14 protein-coding genes are annotated in these 16,667 nt (G+C 61.4%); 13 read left to right on the top strand and 1 reads right to left on the bottom strand.

Features of this window, described 5'->3' with window-relative positions:
* Window positions 1-50 precede the first annotated feature (50 nt).
* From AAFN47_RS09165 to AAFN47_RS09105, 13 genes are all read left to right on the top strand, one after another.
* Window positions 51-767: a TetR/AcrR family transcriptional regulator gene (locus tag AAFN47_RS09165; protein ID WP_499808910.1), complete on the top strand. Its 717-nt coding sequence runs from the start codon at window positions 51-53 to the stop codon at window positions 765-767.
* A gap of 22 nt (window positions 768-789) precedes the next feature.
* Window positions 790-1,851 carry a C4-dicarboxylate TRAP transporter substrate-binding protein gene (locus AAFN47_RS09160; protein WP_499808909.1) on the top strand — a complete coding sequence of 354 codons (1,062 nt, stop codon included), beginning with the start codon at window positions 790-792 and terminating at the stop codon, window positions 1,849-1,851.
* Entirely contained in the window at window positions 1,848-2,393 is a 546-nt protein-coding gene (locus AAFN47_RS09155; protein WP_499808908.1) for a TRAP transporter small permease subunit, read from the top strand. The genes AAFN47_RS09160 and AAFN47_RS09155 overlap by 4 nt, the downstream gene beginning before the upstream one ends.
* Window positions 2,390-3,694, top strand: coding sequence for a TRAP transporter large permease (locus AAFN47_RS09150; RefSeq protein WP_499808907.1), 1,305 nt, complete (start codon window positions 2,390-2,392; stop codon window positions 3,692-3,694). Before AAFN47_RS09155 ends, AAFN47_RS09150 begins: the two co-directional genes overlap by 4 nt.
* An 11-nt stretch (window positions 3,695-3,705) precedes the next feature.
* Window positions 3,706-4,707, top strand: a complete 1,002-nt coding sequence (locus AAFN47_RS09145; protein ID WP_499808906.1) for an MBL fold metallo-hydrolase — start codon at window positions 3,706-3,708, stop codon at window positions 4,705-4,707.
* Complete coding sequence (locus tag AAFN47_RS09140) at window positions 4,707-5,456, top strand: glutathione S-transferase family protein (protein ID WP_499808905.1); 750 nt, start codon at window positions 4,707-4,709, stop codon at window positions 5,454-5,456. Before AAFN47_RS09145 ends, AAFN47_RS09140 begins: the two co-directional genes overlap by 1 nt.
* Entirely contained in the window at window positions 5,453-6,388 is a 936-nt protein-coding gene (locus AAFN47_RS09135) for a fumarylacetoacetate hydrolase family protein (protein WP_499808904.1), read from the top strand. Before AAFN47_RS09140 ends, AAFN47_RS09135 begins: the two co-directional genes overlap by 4 nt.
* 79 nt (window positions 6,389-6,467) lie before the next feature.
* Complete coding sequence (locus AAFN47_RS09130; RefSeq protein ID WP_499808903.1) at window positions 6,468-7,340, top strand: phosphodiesterase; 873 nt, start codon at window positions 6,468-6,470, stop codon at window positions 7,338-7,340.
* Window positions 7,341-7,431: 91 nt separating this feature from the next.
* Entirely contained in the window at window positions 7,432-9,261 is a 1,830-nt protein-coding gene (locus AAFN47_RS09125) for an acyclic terpene utilization AtuA family protein (protein ID WP_499808902.1), read from the top strand.
* A gap of 4 nt (window positions 9,262-9,265) precedes the next feature.
* Window positions 9,266-10,888, top strand: coding sequence for an acyl-CoA carboxylase subunit beta (locus AAFN47_RS09120; protein WP_499808901.1), 1,623 nt, complete (start codon window positions 9,266-9,268; stop codon window positions 10,886-10,888).
* A 10-nt stretch (window positions 10,889-10,898) separates the two neighbouring features.
* The gene (locus AAFN47_RS09115; RefSeq protein ID WP_499808900.1) at window positions 10,899-11,696 is read left to right on the top strand and encodes an enoyl-CoA hydratase/isomerase family protein; all 798 of its coding nucleotides are present in this window, start codon (window positions 10,899-10,901) and stop codon (window positions 11,694-11,696) included.
* Window positions 11,693-13,651, top strand: coding sequence for an acetyl/propionyl/methylcrotonyl-CoA carboxylase subunit alpha (locus AAFN47_RS09110; RefSeq protein WP_499808899.1), 1,959 nt, complete (start codon window positions 11,693-11,695; stop codon window positions 13,649-13,651). Before AAFN47_RS09115 ends, AAFN47_RS09110 begins: the two co-directional genes overlap by 4 nt.
* Window positions 13,652-13,682: 31 nt before the next feature.
* Window positions 13,683-14,480: a TIGR03084 family metal-binding protein gene (locus AAFN47_RS09105; RefSeq protein WP_499808898.1), complete on the top strand. Its 798-nt coding sequence runs from the start codon at window positions 13,683-13,685 to the stop codon at window positions 14,478-14,480.
* A 5-nt stretch (window positions 14,481-14,485) separates the two neighbouring features.
* Here the strand turns inward: AAFN47_RS09105 and AAFN47_RS09100 are convergent, their stop codons facing one another.
* Entirely contained in the window at window positions 14,486-16,012 is a 1,527-nt protein-coding gene (locus AAFN47_RS09100; protein WP_499808897.1) for an ankyrin repeat domain-containing protein, read from the bottom strand.
* Window positions 16,013-16,667: the final 655 nt, after the last annotated feature.

Genomic DNA, 16,667 nt, shown 5'->3' with positions numbered 1-16,667 from the left:
GAAACGCGCACAAATTTGACAAACAAATGTTTCAATGGTTTGATTTAAACATGCGTTTGAATCATACGATTGAAAAACAGACGAAAAGCCGGATCCGCCACGTCGCGGAAGAGATGTTCGCCACTCACGGCATTGGTGGCGTGACGACACGCGCGCTCGCCGAAAAAGCCGGCGCCAACACGGCGGCGGTCAACTATCACTTTGGCGGCAAGGACAACCTCGCAACGGAAGTCTTTCGCGATGTCGCTCATCGATCGACGGTCCGGAGACTGGCGAATCTGGATCGGATCGAGACCGAAGCGCGCGCGAACGATGCGCGCCCGGATCTGCGCGCCGTCATCGAGTCGTTCGTGGACGCCTATGTAAACGAAGACGACCCGCGGACAGGCCTGCTACTTGCGCGACTGGTTCTCAAACATCGCGTCGAACCCAATGAGTGGACCCGAGCTGTTGTCCGCGACGAACTTGACCGGGTCGCGGAACGCTATGTGGTCGCTCTGGGCAACGCTACGCCTCAGCTGGGTCCCGCCGAGGTGCACTGGCGCTACCATTTCATGGTCGGCTCCATTTTGATGACTTTGAGCGACGACGGTCCTGAAAGTCGGCTGCAAAGGCTCTCGGGAGGACTTTGCAAACCCGCCGACAAACGGGTTCTCAGAACGCAGCTCGTCGATTTTCTGACCGGCGCCTTTCTGATCGGAAACAAGGCCGGTCCGGATGATGACGGACATCCCGAACAGGCGGGAGGCTCACCTGTAGACGACTAAAATCAATCTAAGGGAGGAAAGCATGAAAACTATTCTTAAAACCGGCGTGGCGTTTCTGGCGCTCGCCGCCGCATCCGGATTCGCACACGCGGAGACTTTTTCGTTCACTGTCGTGGCCGGTCATCCGCCGATCACCAAGGGCGTCGCGAATATCCGCGATTTCTTCATACCGGAAGTCAATCGCCGCCTTGAGGAACAGGGCAAGCATTCCATCGAATGGACGGAGGCCTACGCCGGATCCGTCGCAGACGTCAAAGGCGTGCTGGAAGCCGTCGAGACCGGCATTGCCGAATTCGGTTATGTGCCGCATCTCTTCGAGGGCGACAAGCTGCCTCTCGAGCAGATCACCTACGTGACGCCCTTCGGCACGTCGGATCTTCCCGCACTCCTCAAGGTCATCACCAAATTGCACCAGGAAATCCCGGAAATGGGCGCCGCCTGGGCGAAAAACAACCAAAAGCTTCTCGCGCCAGTGGGTATCGACGACTACCAGTTCGTTACGAATTTCGAGATCAAGTCGCCTGCCGACATTGAAGGCCACAAGATCGGCACCGGCGGCCTTGCGCTCAACTGGCTGACGGGCAGTGGCGCGACACCGGTCGCCGGAGCGCTGACGACCTATTACAATTCGATTTCGACCGGCCTTATCGACGGCGCCATCGTCTTCGAATCCGCCATAGCGCCCTACAAGTTCTACGAGGTCGCTCCTTACATCACGAAAATCGGGTTCGGCGCCAAATACTCGTCCGCCCTCACGATCAACCTGGATGTCTGGAACAGCCTTCCCGATGACGTCAAAACAGTGATCACGGAAGTCGCCGCCGAGTACCGCGACAAAACGGCGGAAGCCTACTACACGGCCGGTTCGGCCAGCCTCGAGAAGGCGTCGGCTGAAGGCGCGACAATCTCGTCGCTGTCTCCCGAGATGCGGACCGCCTATGCCGACAACATGCCCAATATTGCGCGGAACTGGGCGGAGAAGCTCGATTCACAGGGACAACCGGGCAGCAAGACGCTTGAAACGTTCATGCAGCTTTCGAACGAGGCCGGACTGGAGTTCGCCCGCGACTGGACCGCTGAATGACAATAGAAAGTCGCGCTGCGCCGCCGTTGGCGGCGCAGCGCATCCTCACAACCATAGCCCTTGTGCTGGCCATTCTTGGTGGTCTCGGAACAGTCGCCATCATGGCGATGATCAATCTGGACGTCATTGGTCGCGGCGCCTTTTCAACGCCTTTGCCAGCGACCGCGGAAATTGTCAGCGCTTCCATCGTATCGATCGTCTTCCTGCAACTGCCCTATGCGACGGCCTCTGGCCGCGCCGTGCGATCCGACATGGTGATCGGGCGCATCATGGCGCGCAGTCCACGAGCGGCGCTGCTGATGGATGCAATGAACCATCTTGTCGGCACGATCATGCTCGCGGTTCTCCTGCGCTACATCTGGCCCGAAATTGAATCGGCCATTGCGGACCGCGAGACAGTCGGGCTCTACGGCGTCTTCACCCTGCCCCGCTGGCCGTTCGTCCTCGCAGTGCTCGCAGGATGCATCATGACCTGTGTGGTCTACGCCATGTTGACGATCAGCCTGTTCCGGATGGCGTTTCAACCGGAGCGCCACACATGAGCAACATCGAAATCGGGCTTGCTTCGATCGCCGTGATCCTTGTGCTGATCCAGACCGGCATGCATGTCGCGATCGCGCTGATGGCGGTCTCATTTGTCGGCGTTGTTCTGGTGAAGGGAAAGTTCGCGATCGGCGGCGCTCTTCTCTCCCAGGCGGCTCTCGACAGCGTCGCCCGGTATTCGTTCGGCGTCATCCCGCTATTCGTGCTGATGGGCGTCCTGGTCGGAGCATCCGGTCTGGGCCGCGACCTGTTCGACGTCGCCGGACAGTTGTTCCGCAGGTTTCGCGGCGGACTCGGCATTGCAACGGTATTCGCCAACGCCATCTTTGCCGCCGTCAACGGCACGTCGATCGCCTCGGCGTCCGTATTCACGAAGGTCGCCGTCCCCGAACTGATCCGCCAGGGCTATACACCACGGTTTTCTGTGGGTGTGGTCGCCGGATCTTCGGTGCTCGGCATGCTGATCCCGCCTTCCCTTCTACTGATCCTGTACGGGATACTCGCGGAAGTCTCGATCGGCGACCTGTTCAAGGCAGGCATTCTTCCCGGCATCGTGCTGGCCGTCCTGTTCAGCGTTGCAATCCTCCTGATGGCTCGCTTCGCATCCGGCTTCACCGGCGTTTCCAACCGTCTGGACACGGCCCCGATCGCAACGTCGGAAATGCTGCTGAAATCAGCGCCGGTGGTCGCCCTGATCCTGCTTGTGCTGGGCGGCATCTATGGCGGGTTTTTCACCCCGACCGAGGCCGGCGGCGTCGGCGCGCTCGGCGCATTCCTCGTGGCGCAGTTCAAGGGGCGGCTCGGATGGCGCGAGATCGGACGCATCCTGATCGAAACCGGTCAGGTGACTGCCTCGATCACCTTTCTCATCATCGCAGCCCACATGTACTCGCGCTTGCTCGCGCTGACCGGACTGCCGAACGCCATGACGGATCTGCTGGCTTCCTGGAACCTTGGCCTCACAGGGATCCTCGTCCTCTATCTGGCTGTGATCATTCTTCTCGGAACGATCCTCGACAGCGCTTCGATCCTGCTGATACTGCTGCCGCTGATTCTGCCTGTGGTGGAGCCGTTCGGGATCAATCTCGTATGGTTCGGGATCGTCACGATCATCGCCGTCGAAATCGGACTTCTGACTCCGCCCCTTGGCGTGGCCTGTTTCGTCATCAAATCGAATCTTGACGATGACCGAATAGGCCTCAGCGACATATTCGCCGGCGCTGCCCCGTTTGCGCTGATCATGGTCGCCATGATCGCAATTGTCATGATTGCGCCCTGGCTGGCGCTGGCCTTCATATGAAAGCAAAGCACTTGGCAACGAATGTAACACGCACACTGACTGATCTCGGCGACGGCCTTTTCGCCTATATTCAGGGAGACGGGTCCTGGGGATGGAGCAACAGTGGACTGGTTGTCTCGCAGGGCGAAAGCCTGTTGGTCGACACGCTGTTTACCGGCCGCCTGACACGCGACATGCTGGACGCCTACCGCCGCGCCGCGCCGGAAGCCGAAACGATCGACATATTGGTCAACACCCACGCCAATGGCGATCACACCTTCGGCAATGCGCTCGCCGGCGACGCCCGGATCATCGGATCGACGGCCTGTGCTGAGGAAATGGAGGAACGCCCCGCCGAGGTCTTCGCCGAGATGGTGCGCAACTGGCGCAACCACGGCGAAATCGGCGCCTTCCTTCACGAAACCATGGGTGTGCGCTTCGATTTTTCTGACGTGGTTCACCGTCCGCCTACAGAGCTGTTCAACGGCCACAAGACCCTTGAGGTGGGCGGCCGCACGGTCGAACTCGTCGAACTCGGCCCCGCCCATACGCGCGGGGACATCGTGGTTCACATACCGGATGCGAAAACCGTCTTTACCGGCGACATATTGTTTTCGGGCGGTCATCCCATCATCTGGGCGGGCCCGATCGACAACTGGATCAAGGCCTGCGACCTCATCCTAGACTGGGACGTCGAAACGGTGGTTCCTGGCCACGGACCGGTCGGAACCAAGGCCGAGCTACGGCACCTGCGCGACTACCTCGTCCATACACGCAATGAGGCGACGAAACGATACGAGGCGGGAATGACCTGGGAGGCCGCTGCGTGGGATATCGCCTTCGACCAATTTGACAGTTGGCTCGACCGCGAACGCGTGGTCGCCAATGTCGCCTCGATCTACCGCGACCTGTCGCATGGCCGGATCGCGCCGCCGCGTCCGGAAATCATGCGGCAGATGTTGAGATACAGGCGCGGCGCGACCTGCCCGCATGACGAGCCGTGCTCCTGTGGAGCCCATAGCGGAGGAAAATGATGACGCTCGAACTTCTGAACAATCCGATTTCAACCTGCTCCCAGAAAACGCGCATGTGTCTCTACGAGAAAGGCGTCGATTTCACGAACACCAAGATCGACTTTCGCAAGAACGAACAGCTCACGCCGGAATATCTGAAGCTCAATCCCAACGGCGTGGTGCCGACGCTGCTGCATGAGGGAAGGCCCGTCATCGACAGTTCGGTGATCATGGAATATCTCGAAGAAGTGTTTCCCGAACCGCCGCTTTCGCCCCCCGACGCCTATGGACGCGCCCGCATGCGGGCATGGATGCGCTATCTGGAGGAAGTGCCAACTGCCGCCATACGAGTCCCCTCCTTCAACAAGGCGTTCTCCCGGCACTATCGCGATTACTCGAACGAAGAGATCCAATCCAACGCGGACGACCGGCCGCTGCGCCGTCATTTCTACAAGGAAATGGGAAAAACCGGATTTACCGAAAGCAAGCTGGCGGAATCGATCGAAAGGCTCGGCGACACGATCTCGCGCATGGACAAGACGCTTGCCGACCACGCCTGGCTTTGCGGAGACCAGTTCACGATCGCGGACATCTGTGTGGCGCCCACGGTCGACCGCATGCGCGATCTCGGCCTCGCCCACGTTTGGGTCAATGCTCCGAATTTCATACGGTGGTGGGAGGCCATCCAGCAACGGCCTTCATTCGCCAGGACATACGTCGCGGGCACGCGCGTATCGGAACTTTATGAAGATCTGAAAGAGACGGCATGAAACTCCTGACGTTCGAACGACCGGGAGCGGAAGCGCCCGAAATCGGCGCGATTGCGCATGACGGCCGCATCGCCGTTCTGGACCGTAATCTCCATCCCGCCTTTTCCGACATGCTATCCCTGATCGAAGCCGGCGGGAACGGCCTGGCCTCCGCCCAAGACGCGATCGATGAAGCAGAAAAGATCTATACCAGCCAGGTCCGTTTGCTGGCGCCTGTGCCCTGCCCGCCGCAGATGCGCGACGCCCTGACCTTCGAAATGCACCTGCGCCAGGCGCGCGCAAACCGGTATCTTTTCGGACAGGCGAAAACGCGCATTTCTCCGGACGACGTCGTCATCCCGCAGGTCTGGTACGATCAGCCGATCTACTACAAGGGCAACCGGTTTTCTGTCTCCGGACCCGATGACGAGATTCTCTGGCCATTCGGCGAAACAAAACTGGACTACGAACTTGAACTGGGACTCATCATCGGAAAGCAAGGATCCGACATCGCCGAAGACGACGCCATGGACCATGTGTTCGGCTTCCTGATCTTCAATGATTTCAGCGCCCGGGACCATCAGATCGCCGAAATGCAGGGCGGGCTCGGACCATCCAAGGGCAAGGATTTCAGGACCGCGAATGCAATGGGACCGTGGCTCGTCACGCGCGACGAGATCGGCGATGGCGACAATCTCAACATGGTCGCCCGCGTCAATGGCGAGGAATGGTCCCGTGGCAACTCCTCCGCGATGCACCACTCCTTCGCCAGGATCATCGCCCACGTCTCGCGCGACGAGACGCTTTATCCGGGAGAATTCATCGGATCTGGAACGGTCGGCGGCGGATGCGGCCTTGAACTTGGCCGTTTCCTCAATCCCGGCGATGTGGTCGAACTCGAAATCGAGGGCTTGGGGATCCTTAGAAACCGGATCGGGCCGAAACGGGGCTGAACACACCTCGACGCCCTTGCGACCTGATATGCGGCCACTATAGTCGGCCTGCTTCCAACTTCAGGCGGGTATTTCCGAAATGGCGAAATTCATCCATCTCACCGACGTTCATGTGGTCGGCGAAGGCAAGACCATGTACGGCTCAGACCCGGCGAAACGCCTGACCGGCGCTGTCGAAAGCATCAACGCCGAACACGCCGACGCCGAATTTGCGGTCATTGGCGGTGATCTGACGCATTGGGGCGGGCCGGAAGAGTACGAGGCTATCAAAAAGGCGGTGTCAGGCCTCAAGATCCCGCTCGTCCTGATGGTCGGCAATCACGACGCCGTGGCGGAGCTTCGCCGCCATTTTCCCGACGCCTTCGATGACGGCAATGGTTTCGTCCAGGGCGTTTGGCGGACCGACGCCGGCAAGTGTCTATTTCTCCAGACGTTGCAGGAAGGCGTCCACTCCGGGCACTACTGCGAGAAAAGGCAGACCTGGCTGAAGGCGCAACTGGACGCCGACGACGAACCGGTCTTCCTTTTCATGCATCATCCGCCTTTCGAGGTCGGGATCGTCGGCATGGACGGCAGCCGCATGCTTGACAGCGAAGCGCTCTGGTCGATCCTCGAACCGCATCGGGCGCGCATTCGTCACCTGTTCTTCGGCCACATCCACCGGCCGATCTTCGGAAGCTGGCGCGGTGTGCCCGTCTCCTGCATGCGCAGCACCAACCAGCAGCTTGCGCTGGATCTGCGCGACGAGAGTGAAAATCCGGACATCATGCGGGTTCCGGGCAACATGGAGGAACCGGCCTATGGCGTTGTGCTCGCCGACCGCGACACGGTGATCGTCCATATGCATGAATACCGCCGGCGAACGCCGGAATTCCTTTTCATTCCGCCAGCCGACCAACGCGAGGGGCGCGGCTACGCGCACGACATGAAGCTGGAAGGCTGGGAGGGCTGACAGGAGCGGTTGCATCCCCTTGTCCGATCATCTTATGTAGATCGACGGATCGATCCGCATCGAGGAGGCGGTTCGTTCGCCAGGGAGGCTTATGAGCGACAGACCTGTCAGGATCGGCGGAGCGAGCGGCTTCTGGGGTGATGCAGCGCTGGCGACGCGCCAGTTGCTCGACAATGGTCGCGTCGACTTCATCGTCTACGACTATCTGGCGGAAATCACCATGTCGATCCTTGCGCGAGCGCGCGCAAAGGACGATGCGCTGGGCTACGCAACCGATTTCGTTTCGGCTGCCATCGCACCTAATCTGGAGCGCATCGCCGAACAAGGCGTGAGGATCGTCTCGAACGCCGGCGGGCTCAACCCGCGCGCTTGCGCTGCGGCGCTGGAAAAGGCGATCTCCGCCGCCGGTCTCGTCCTCAAGGTTGCGTGGGTGGCGGGCGACGATCTGACGGAACGCGTCGAGAGCCTGTCCCGATCGAATACCCTGGAACTCGACACGAAGGCCCCCTTCCCCGAACCGCATCGCATTGCAAGCGTCAACGCCTATACGGGCGCTCTTGCAATCGCCGACGCGCTGGATATGGGCGCCGACATCGTGGTGACCGGTCGCTGCGTCGATTCCGCCGTCACGCTCGGCGTGTGCATTCATGCGCATGGATGGGAAGCCCGTTCCTACGACCTGCTGGCGTCCGGCAGTCTGGCCGGACACATCATCGAATGCGGCCCGCAGGCGACCGGCGGCAACTTCACGGACTGGGAGCTCTGCGCCGACACGATTGAGAGGATCGGCTATCCCATCGTCGAGGTCGAGCCTGACGGACGGTTTGCCGTATCCAAACCGGAAGGCAGCGGCGGACTTGTATCCACCGACACGGTGGCCGAACAAATCCTCTATGAGATCGGCGATCCGCAGGCCTACAAACTGCCGGACGTGACCTGCGATTTCAGCGAGGTCCGGCTCGAACAGGCGGGAGACGACATTGTCGCGGTGACGGGCGCGAAGGGAGCGCCGCCGCCTGAGACGCTGAAAGTCTGCGCAACATGGATGGACGGATACCGGGGCGGCCATCTCTTCAGCTTCACAGGTTTCGACGCCGACAGAAAAGCGAAGCGCTTCGCAGACGCCGCAATCAACCGGGCGCGATATATACTTCGCGGCGCCAACCTTCCAGATTACACGGAAACCAGCGTCGAGGTGATCGGCGCCGAAAGCCAGTATGGCGCGCATGCCCGCGCGCAGGAGTGGCGCGAGGTCTGCGTCAAGCTCGCCGCCCGACACTCAGACGAAAAGGCGATCGCGCTGCTGTTCCGCGAAGCAGTCGGGCTCGGCCTGTCAGGGCCGCCGGGCCTGAGCGGCTTCGCCGGCACGCGCCCCCACCCCTCGCCGGTTGTCAGGCTCTATTCGTTTCTATTGCCGCGCGACGACGTAGCGCTGACCGTCACTCTGGGTGACGCGACCCGGACGGTTAAGCACGCGCCCACGACCGGCCCCAGTCCGATCGTCAGGCCGGCCTCGCCGGCCACCCCGGCAGCGGCGACGCAGATGACGACGCTTCGGCTGATCGACATCGCTTTGGCGCGCAGCGGCGACAAGGGTGACAAGGCCAATATCGGCGTGATCGCCCGAGACCCGGATGTGCTGCCCTATCTTTGGGAGCAACTGACGGAGGATTTCGTCGCCGACCGGTTCGCACATTTTCTTCAAGGCCGGGTCGAGCGGTTTTATCTGCCAGGTCTTAACGCGATCAATTTTCTCCTGCATGATTGCCTTGGCGGCGGTGGGGTCGCGAGTCTGAGAAACGATCCGCAGGCCAAGGCCTACGCCCAAATTCTGCTTGCGGCGCCGATTCTTGTCCCGAATGAACTGGCAAAGCGACTTGAAAGGCGGCAGGATCGCGAACCAGCACATCAACCGGATTAGGCACATGCCCGTCTATCGTTCCTCGCTTGACGTCCAGTCTGCAAGTTTCGCGGAAAACCGCGCCGCAATGCTCGGTCTTGTGGAAACACTGCGGGATCTGGAAAACCGCGCCGCGGCGAAGTCCGAGGAGCGCCGGCCCCGTTTCGAGGAGCGCGGACAATTGACGCCGCGGGAACGGCTCTCGCATTTGCTCGATCCGGGCATGCCCTATCTCGCGCTCTACAACATGGCCGGCTATCTGGCCGACAATGGCGACCCGGAGACCAGCGTGCCCGGCGCCAGCATGATCACCGGCATCGGCTTCGTCAGCGGCGTGCGCTGCCTGGTCTTCGTCGACGACAGCGGCATCAACGCCGGCGCTTCCACCCCGAGATCGGTCGACAAGGCGCTCGGCTGTCTGGACATCGCCCTGAAGCAGAAACTGCCTTTCATCCATCTCGTGGAAAGCGCAGGCGCCAATCTCATGGACTACACGGTGGAGCTCTGGGCGCACGGCGGGGGCATGTTTCACGGCCTTGCGAAACTGTCGGCCGCCGGCGTTCCGGTCATCACCGTATTGCACGGCCCGTCGACCGCAGGCGGGGCGTACCAGCCCGGAATGAGCGACTATGTGATTGGCGTGCGCAAGAACGGCATGGCGGCGCTTGCCGGAGCAGCCCTCGTTCAGGCGGCGACGGGCGAAGAATCAGACGACCAGACGCTTGGCGGCGCGGAAATGCACGCATCCGTCAGCGGACTGGTGGAGTATCTGGCCGAGGACGACGCCCACGGCATTGCGATCGCCCGCGACATCGTCGCGCGTCTCGACTGGAACAAGGACTGCGCCGCGCCGCCCGCCCGGGCTTTTGCGGAGCCAGTATCGTCGGCGGACGAAATCGCGGGGCTTGCGCCCGTCGACTACCGACGCCCCTACGACATGCGCGAGCTTGCCGCAAGGCTGGTGGACGGCTCCGATTTCAGCGATTTCAAGCCAGACTACGGCGTCTCCACGGTTTGCCTGCAGGCCAATGTCTTTGGCCATTCCTGCGGAATTCTCGGCAACAATGGACCAATCGATCCGCAAAGCGCGACGAAAGCTGCGCAATTCATGCAATTGTGCGACCAGGCCGACATTCCGCTGGTCTTTCTTTCGAACACCACCGGTTACATGGTCGGCGCGGATTATGAGCACGCCGGCATGATCAAGCACGGGTCCAAGATGATCCAGGCCGTATCCAATGTGCGGGTTCCGAAGATCACCTTCTATGTTGGCGCGAGCTTCGGCGCCGGGAACTACGGCATGTGCGGCTACGCCTACGCGCCGGATTTCCTGTTCTCATGGCCGAACGCGAAAACCGGAGTGATGGGCGGCGAGCAAGCTGCATTGACGATGGAACAAGTCATGACCCGATCGGCGGCCCGGCGCGGCAAGACGCTCGATCCGGCAATGCTGAAAGCACAGCGCGACAAGATCGTCGGTCTGTTCGACGGACAGTCCGACGCTTTCTATACCTCCGGCCACATGCTGGACCATGGCGTTATCGACCCGCGCGACACGCGCAAGGTGCTGGGCTTTACGCTGGAAACCTGCCGGGAAGCGCGGCGGCGACGGCTCCATCCGAACAGTTTCGGCGTGGCGAGGATGTAAGGAGAACCCCATGTTGCAGGAATCCGGCGGTCTGGAACTGGTCCATGAGGACCATTGGCTGACAATCCGATTCAACCGCCCTGAGAAACGCAATGCGCTGTCGTCGGACACGGTGACGGCCCTGACCTCCGTCCTCGATCAGGCGCGCGACGACAGCACGATTCGCGGCATTACATTCCGCGGCAATGGCGGGGTCTTCAGCTCAGGCGGCGACCTGAAAGGCTTCATGGAGGCGGAGGAATCCGCCGATCCAGTGGCGACGATCCGCGACGCGAGCCGCGACGCTGGCGAGCTCTTCGCGCTGATCGACGGCATGCCCCAGGTGGTCGTCATGCTGGTCGAAGGCGCCGCCATGGCCGGAGGGCTCGGCCTGTTGTGTGCTGGCGACATCGTCATCACCACCCGTGACGCGCAGTTTTCCCTGACCGAAACAACGCTTGGTATTCCGCCGGCGCAGATCGCGCCCTATGTTGTCCGCCGGCTCGGGCTGCGAACCGCCCGCCGCATCATGCTGACGGCGACGCGGTTCGACGGCGACGAGGCTCTGACACTCGGACTTGCCAACGAGGTTGTCGACACCGCCGATGAACTTGCCGAAAAGGAAAGGGAGATCCGCAAGGCGGTCCTCAGGTGTGGGCCGGAGGCGAACGCGGCGACCAAGGAAATTCTCCTGAGCGTCGGCCAGATGGACACCGATGAACTGATCGACCTTGCGGCCGATCGCTTCGCCAACTGCATGACCAGTCAGGAAGGACGCGAGGGCATCGCCGCCTTCCTTGGCAAACGAAAGCCGGACTGGGCGCGATGACGCAAACCTTCGACACGCTTCTCGTCGCCAATCGCGGCGAGATCGCGCTCCGCATCATGCGCACGGCAAGGCGCATGGGGCTTGAGACAATCGCTGTCCACTCGCCGGCAGACAGCGCCGCGCCGCATGTAAAGTTCGCCGACAGAGCGGTCGCTCTGGAGGGGTCGGCTGCGGCCGAGTCTTATCTTTCCATCGAGCAGATTATCGCACTTTCGCTTGAATCGAATGCTCAAGCCATTCACCCAGGCTACGGTTTTCTTTCGGAAAATCCGGACTTCGCGAAAGCCTGCAAGGACACAGGCCTTATCTTCGTGGGGCCGGACGAACACGCCATCCGGGCCATGGGAAGCAAGGCTGCGGCAAAAGCGCTGGCGGAACAGGCGGGCATCCCGTGCATTCCCGGCTTCAAAGGCGGAGACCAGAGCGACGACGCCTTTGTGCGGGCTGCGGAAGAGATCGGCTTTCCACTGATGATCAAGGCAACGGCGGGCGGCGGCGGTCGCGGCATGCGCCTTGTCAGGAACGCTGACGCCCTGAAGGGCGAACTCGATCTTGCGCGCACGGAGGCGCGTGCGGCGTTCGGATCGGACGAACTGATCCTCGAACGGGCGATGGAGAACGTGCGTCATGTCGAGATCCAGATTCTCGCCGATGCGCACGGACATTGCATCCATCTGGGCGAACGCGACTGCTCGGTCCAGCGGCGCCACCAGAAGGTGTTGGAGGAAGCACCCTGCCCGGCCCTGACAAACGAGCTGCGCCAACGCATGGGCAAGGCCGCCGTGGACGCCGCCCGGGCGGTGAATTACGTCGGCGCCGGGACCGTGGAGTTCTTGCTGACGGAAAGCGGCGATTTTTACTTCCTCGAAATGAACACGCGGCTGCAGGTCGAGCATCCGGTGACCGAGATGGTGACCGGCCTCGACATCGTGGAATGGCAGATCCGTATCGCGCGCGGCGAAACGCTCGCTCTACGTCAGGAGGATATCGGCTTCCATGGGCACGCGATCGAGGCGCGGCTGTGCGCCGAGGACGACGCCTTCATGCCGTCCACCGGTCCGATCCATTTCTGGCGGCCGCCTGAGGGCGACGGCGTCAGGGTTGATGCTGGCATCGAGGCCGGCTTGGAAATCTCGCCGTTCTATGATTCCATGATCGCCAAGATCATCGCCCACGGGCCAGACCGCGAGAGCGCCAGGCAGGCGCTTGTAACGGCGCTCGACCAGACAATCCTCTTCGGCCCGCAGACCAACAAGGCGTTCTTGAAGACCCTGCTGACCTCCGACGCCTTTGCCTCAGGCCAGGCGACAACGGATTTGGTCGGTCAGTTGGCGTTTGAACAGGACGAAGCCGATCCGGATACGACAGCGATCGCCGCCGTTCTCGTCTATCTTGATCGGCGCAGACAGGCGCATGAAAAGGCCGTTTCGGTTTCTCCCGCCCTGCTCGACTGGTCGAGTTCGCCACTGCTTCCCGTTCGCATAGGCCTGGCGGAAGCGCCGGCGCTGCGCCTCACCGCCAAAGGCAATGGCTGCTACGCGATTGAAATGGACGGCGCGACGAGAACTGTACAGACCGATCCTTCGGACCCGCTGCAGTTCGTCGTCGATAGCAAGCGCCTGCGCCTCGATGCAGCGTTGATCGATGGCGACGCCGTCTTTGTCGCGCTGAAAGGCCGGGAGTTGTGCTTTCGACGTCTCGATGGATTGCAGTCGGGCTCACAGGACGGCGCTGAAGCCGGCCTTCTGCGCGCGCCGATGCACGGTGTCGTGACGGAGATTGGCGTCTCAATCGGCGACGCCGTGACCAAAGGCCAGCGGCTCGGCGTCGTGGAAGCCATGAAGATGCAGCACGAAATCGTTGCGCCCATCGACGGAATCGTCGCAGCGATCGGCGCAGAGACCAGTCGCCAGATCGCCAACGGCGCCATGCTTTTTGAGATCAACGATAATTGAGCCGAGCAAGCGCAATCGAGGAGGCGCGGACATGCAGCAAGCCACAGACTTTCTTGAGGAATCCAGAGCCCTTGACGCTCTTGTCGCACCGCTCGACGCGGCGCAGTTGAAGACCGTTACGCAGTTCAAGGAGTGGACGATCGAGGATGTGATCGGACATTTGCACATGTTCAATCACGGCGCTTTGCTGACATTGAGGGACCGCGCGGCGTTCGGCGCCTTCATGGGCCCGATCGCCAAGGCTTTCCAGCAAGGCAAGTCCTTGCGTCAGGCGCAGTATGACTGGCTGGGGGACACGACTGGCCTGCGCCTTACAGCGTCCTGGCGCGAGGGTTTCGAAGAACTGGCTGAAGCCTACTCGAAAGCCGACCCCAAGGCGCGTCTCGCCTGGGCCGGACCGGACATGAGCGCGCGCTCCTGCATTACCGCGCGCCAGATGGAGACCTGGGCGCACGGCCAGGAGGTCTTCGATGTGCTCGGCGAGGAGCGGGTCGACACCGACCGGATCAGGAACATCTCCCATCTGGGCGTGACCACCTTCAGCTGGACTTTCGCCAATCGCGGGAAACCGGTTCCGGACACAGCGCCGTTCGTTTCACTGACTGCGCCATCGGGCGAGACGTGGGAATGGAACGAGCCGCAGGAAGACAACCGCGTCTCGGGTTCGGCGACTGGCTTTTGCCAGGTGGTGACCCAGACCCGCAACGTTGCGGATACGCGGATCGAGGCTGTCGGCCCGGTCGCCAAATACTGGATGCAGAACGCCCAGTGTTTCGCCGGCGCGGTGGAGACCCCGCCGGCGCCGGGCGCGCGCTTTCGCATGAAATAACGGCGCTACGCAGTTTCGAGCCAGGCCGCGACCTCCGGAGAGAAGACGTAATCGTCGAAGGCTTCAACCGGCGCCCCGCCTTCGACAAGCGCCTCGGCGCACCCGACGTAATCCAGCGGCGCCGGGTCGGCGATGTCCTCCGCATTCGAGGCGAAGGACAAAGTGCCCAAAACATTGTCGCCGAAACCGTGCTCAGTGCGCCAGTCGGCGCCCGCCTCCATGAGCAAGCGCGTCATGGCGGCGTCTCCCTGAAATACGGCGTGATTCAAGGCCGTCGCATGCCATCCCGCCTTGACCTCTCTCGGCCAGCCGACCGCCAGCATCGTGCGGACGGCGTCGATCGCGCCAACGCCCGCAAGCTGCGGAAGCATCCTCAGCTGCGCCTTTGACAAACGTGACAACATATCGGGATGATCGGCAAGGATGGAACGGGCCGCCGCCTCGTCGCCGCGCGCACAGGCTGCGACAAAGCGCTCTTCGTCGCTTGGGCTTTCCTCGACGCCGAGACCCTGGAGAAAGGTCACGACATCCTCGCGGCCATGAAGCATGGCCCAGCGGAAAGCGCTGACGCCTTCGCGGTTTTCGGCGCTGGTATCGCCACCAGCCTCGACAAGCAGCCTGATATGCTCCAGGGAGCGCCCGCGCAAAATGGCATGGTGCAGCCAGGCATTCTCGTTCGGGTCGCCGCCGTGATCGATGAGGAGTTTCAGCGCATCCAGCCGGTCGTAGTCCAGCGCCCGCCCCACCGCGTTGGTTCCCGGAACCGTCGCCCCTGCCTCCAGAAGCAGTCGCGTGCAGGCGAGATCGCCTGTCTCCATGGAATGATAAAGAGATTCGTTGTCATCCGGATCGGCGCCCGCGTCGAGCAGCAGCTTCGTCATACCTGCATGGTGGGTGACGCCTGCCGCTCCGTATAGCGGCGAAAGCGAACTGTCCTTGTATTGCGGGTCGGACCAGCGTCCGTTGACATCCGCGCCGCGATCGATGAGCAGACGCGCCGATGCGAGCAGGCCGTCCTCGCGATCGCCGTCGAGAATGAGTTTCGAATGCGCGACGGCGACCAGCGGCGGCATGGCGAGAGGACCGCCCGTCTTCAGAGCGAAATCCGGATCGCGCTCAAGAATGTCACGCAGAACCGAAACATCGCCGAGGACGCACGCGACCCATGGGTCGCCGGCAAACAGATCCGGCTCTTCATCCATCATGCGCATGGCGAGCCGGCGACGGGCGGCGTTGCCTTCGAGCACAAGCCGCAACCAGCTCGCCAGCCTTTCGGCGCGATCCCCGCGCTTCCATTCGACATACCGCTTCAACTGTGACCAGGACGGGAACCCGTATTCACGCGCAATGACCGATTGCGCATTGTGTAGCCGCAGCACTTTCGCGGTAGGCGCAACGCCGCCCCGCAAGGACGGCAACGCCTCGACAAAACGCGCGATCGCTTCGGGGTTTTCAGCCCTGGCGGCTTTCAGCAGCTGCTTGGACTGCTTCTTGAGATGGGAAATATCCGGAGATGCGGGAAGGGTTTTCATGATGCCTCCATGTGCAAAGGACCGAGACCCGCAACCGGCTGCACCTGGGGCAGACGAATGTCATGAATGATCGAGCAGGCTGAACCTTTTCCGCGGGTCCGGAGGCATCTCGCTGGGCCAAGCGCACTCTATTCGCTGCGGCGACGCGTGACAAGATGGAATTGAAATTTAGGAAAATGCAATTAAATCAATATCTTGAGCTATGATATTGAATCAAGATATTGATAACACAGAGCTTTTACGAAATCTGGCTTTGTTTCGGGAATCGACCGTTTCGCGTGTTTGGGTTTGTTTCGGGAATCTGATTTTCAGGCGTTCGCTGCTTCATCTTTCGCCACGCAGACGCGTGGCTGCTGGATGCCGGATCAAGTCCGGCAGGAGGGTTGGTGGGGGATGTTTCATAATCTGGCTTTGTTTCGGGAAATGGCCGTTTTGCGTGTTTGGGTTCGTTTCGGGAATCCGGATTTCAGGCGCTCGCTGCTCCATCTTTCGCCACGCAGACGCGTGGCTGCTGGATGCCGGATCAAGTCCGGCATGAGGGTTGATGGTGGGATTTATTTCGCAATCTGGCTTTGTTTCGGGAATTCGGGTTTTCAGGCGTCAGGGGCCCGGTCGCTCGCGGGTTTCACTGCACGTCTTATAGCACAAATCGCTG

Source organism: Hoeflea sp. CAU 1731, assembly GCF_039888615.1.
In the GTDB taxonomy this organism is placed as follows: Bacteria; Pseudomonadota; Alphaproteobacteria; order Rhizobiales; family Rhizobiaceae; genus Flavimaribacter.
This window is presented reverse-complemented; position numbering and strand designations above follow the sequence as displayed.

Bases quoted from the DNA above. Each gene is read 5' to 3' on its own strand.
- AAFN47_RS09165 (WP_499808910.1), top strand. From the start codon at position 51: ATGCGTTTGAATCATACGATTGAAAAACAGACGAAAAGCCGGATCCGC.
- AAFN47_RS09160 (WP_499808909.1), top strand. From the start codon at position 790: ATGAAAACTATTCTTAAAACCGGCGTGGCGTTTCTGGCGCTCGCCGCC.
- AAFN47_RS09155 (WP_499808908.1), top strand. From the start codon at position 1,848: ATGACAATAGAAAGTCGCGCTGCGCCGCCGTTGGCGGCGCAGCGCATC.
- AAFN47_RS09150 (WP_499808907.1), top strand. From the start codon at position 2,390: ATGAGCAACATCGAAATCGGGCTTGCTTCGATCGCCGTGATCCTTGTG.
- AAFN47_RS09140 (WP_499808905.1), top strand. From the start codon at position 4,707: ATGACGCTCGAACTTCTGAACAATCCGATTTCAACCTGCTCCCAGAAA.
- AAFN47_RS09135 (WP_499808904.1), top strand. From the start codon at position 5,453: ATGAAACTCCTGACGTTCGAACGACCGGGAGCGGAAGCGCCCGAAATC.
- AAFN47_RS09130 (WP_499808903.1), top strand. From the start codon at position 6,468: ATGGCGAAATTCATCCATCTCACCGACGTTCATGTGGTCGGCGAAGGC.
- AAFN47_RS09125 (WP_499808902.1), top strand. From the start codon at position 7,432: ATGAGCGACAGACCTGTCAGGATCGGCGGAGCGAGCGGCTTCTGGGGT.
- AAFN47_RS09120 (WP_499808901.1), top strand. From the start codon at position 9,266: ATGCCCGTCTATCGTTCCTCGCTTGACGTCCAGTCTGCAAGTTTCGCG.
- AAFN47_RS09115 (WP_499808900.1), top strand. From the start codon at position 10,899: ATGTTGCAGGAATCCGGCGGTCTGGAACTGGTCCATGAGGACCATTGG.
- AAFN47_RS09110 (WP_499808899.1), top strand. From the start codon at position 11,693: ATGACGCAAACCTTCGACACGCTTCTCGTCGCCAATCGCGGCGAGATC.
- AAFN47_RS09105 (WP_499808898.1), top strand. From the start codon at position 13,683: ATGCAGCAAGCCACAGACTTTCTTGAGGAATCCAGAGCCCTTGACGCT.
- AAFN47_RS09100 (WP_499808897.1), bottom strand. From the start codon at position 16,012: ATGAAAACCCTTCCCGCATCTCCGGATATTTCCCATCTCAAGAAGCAG.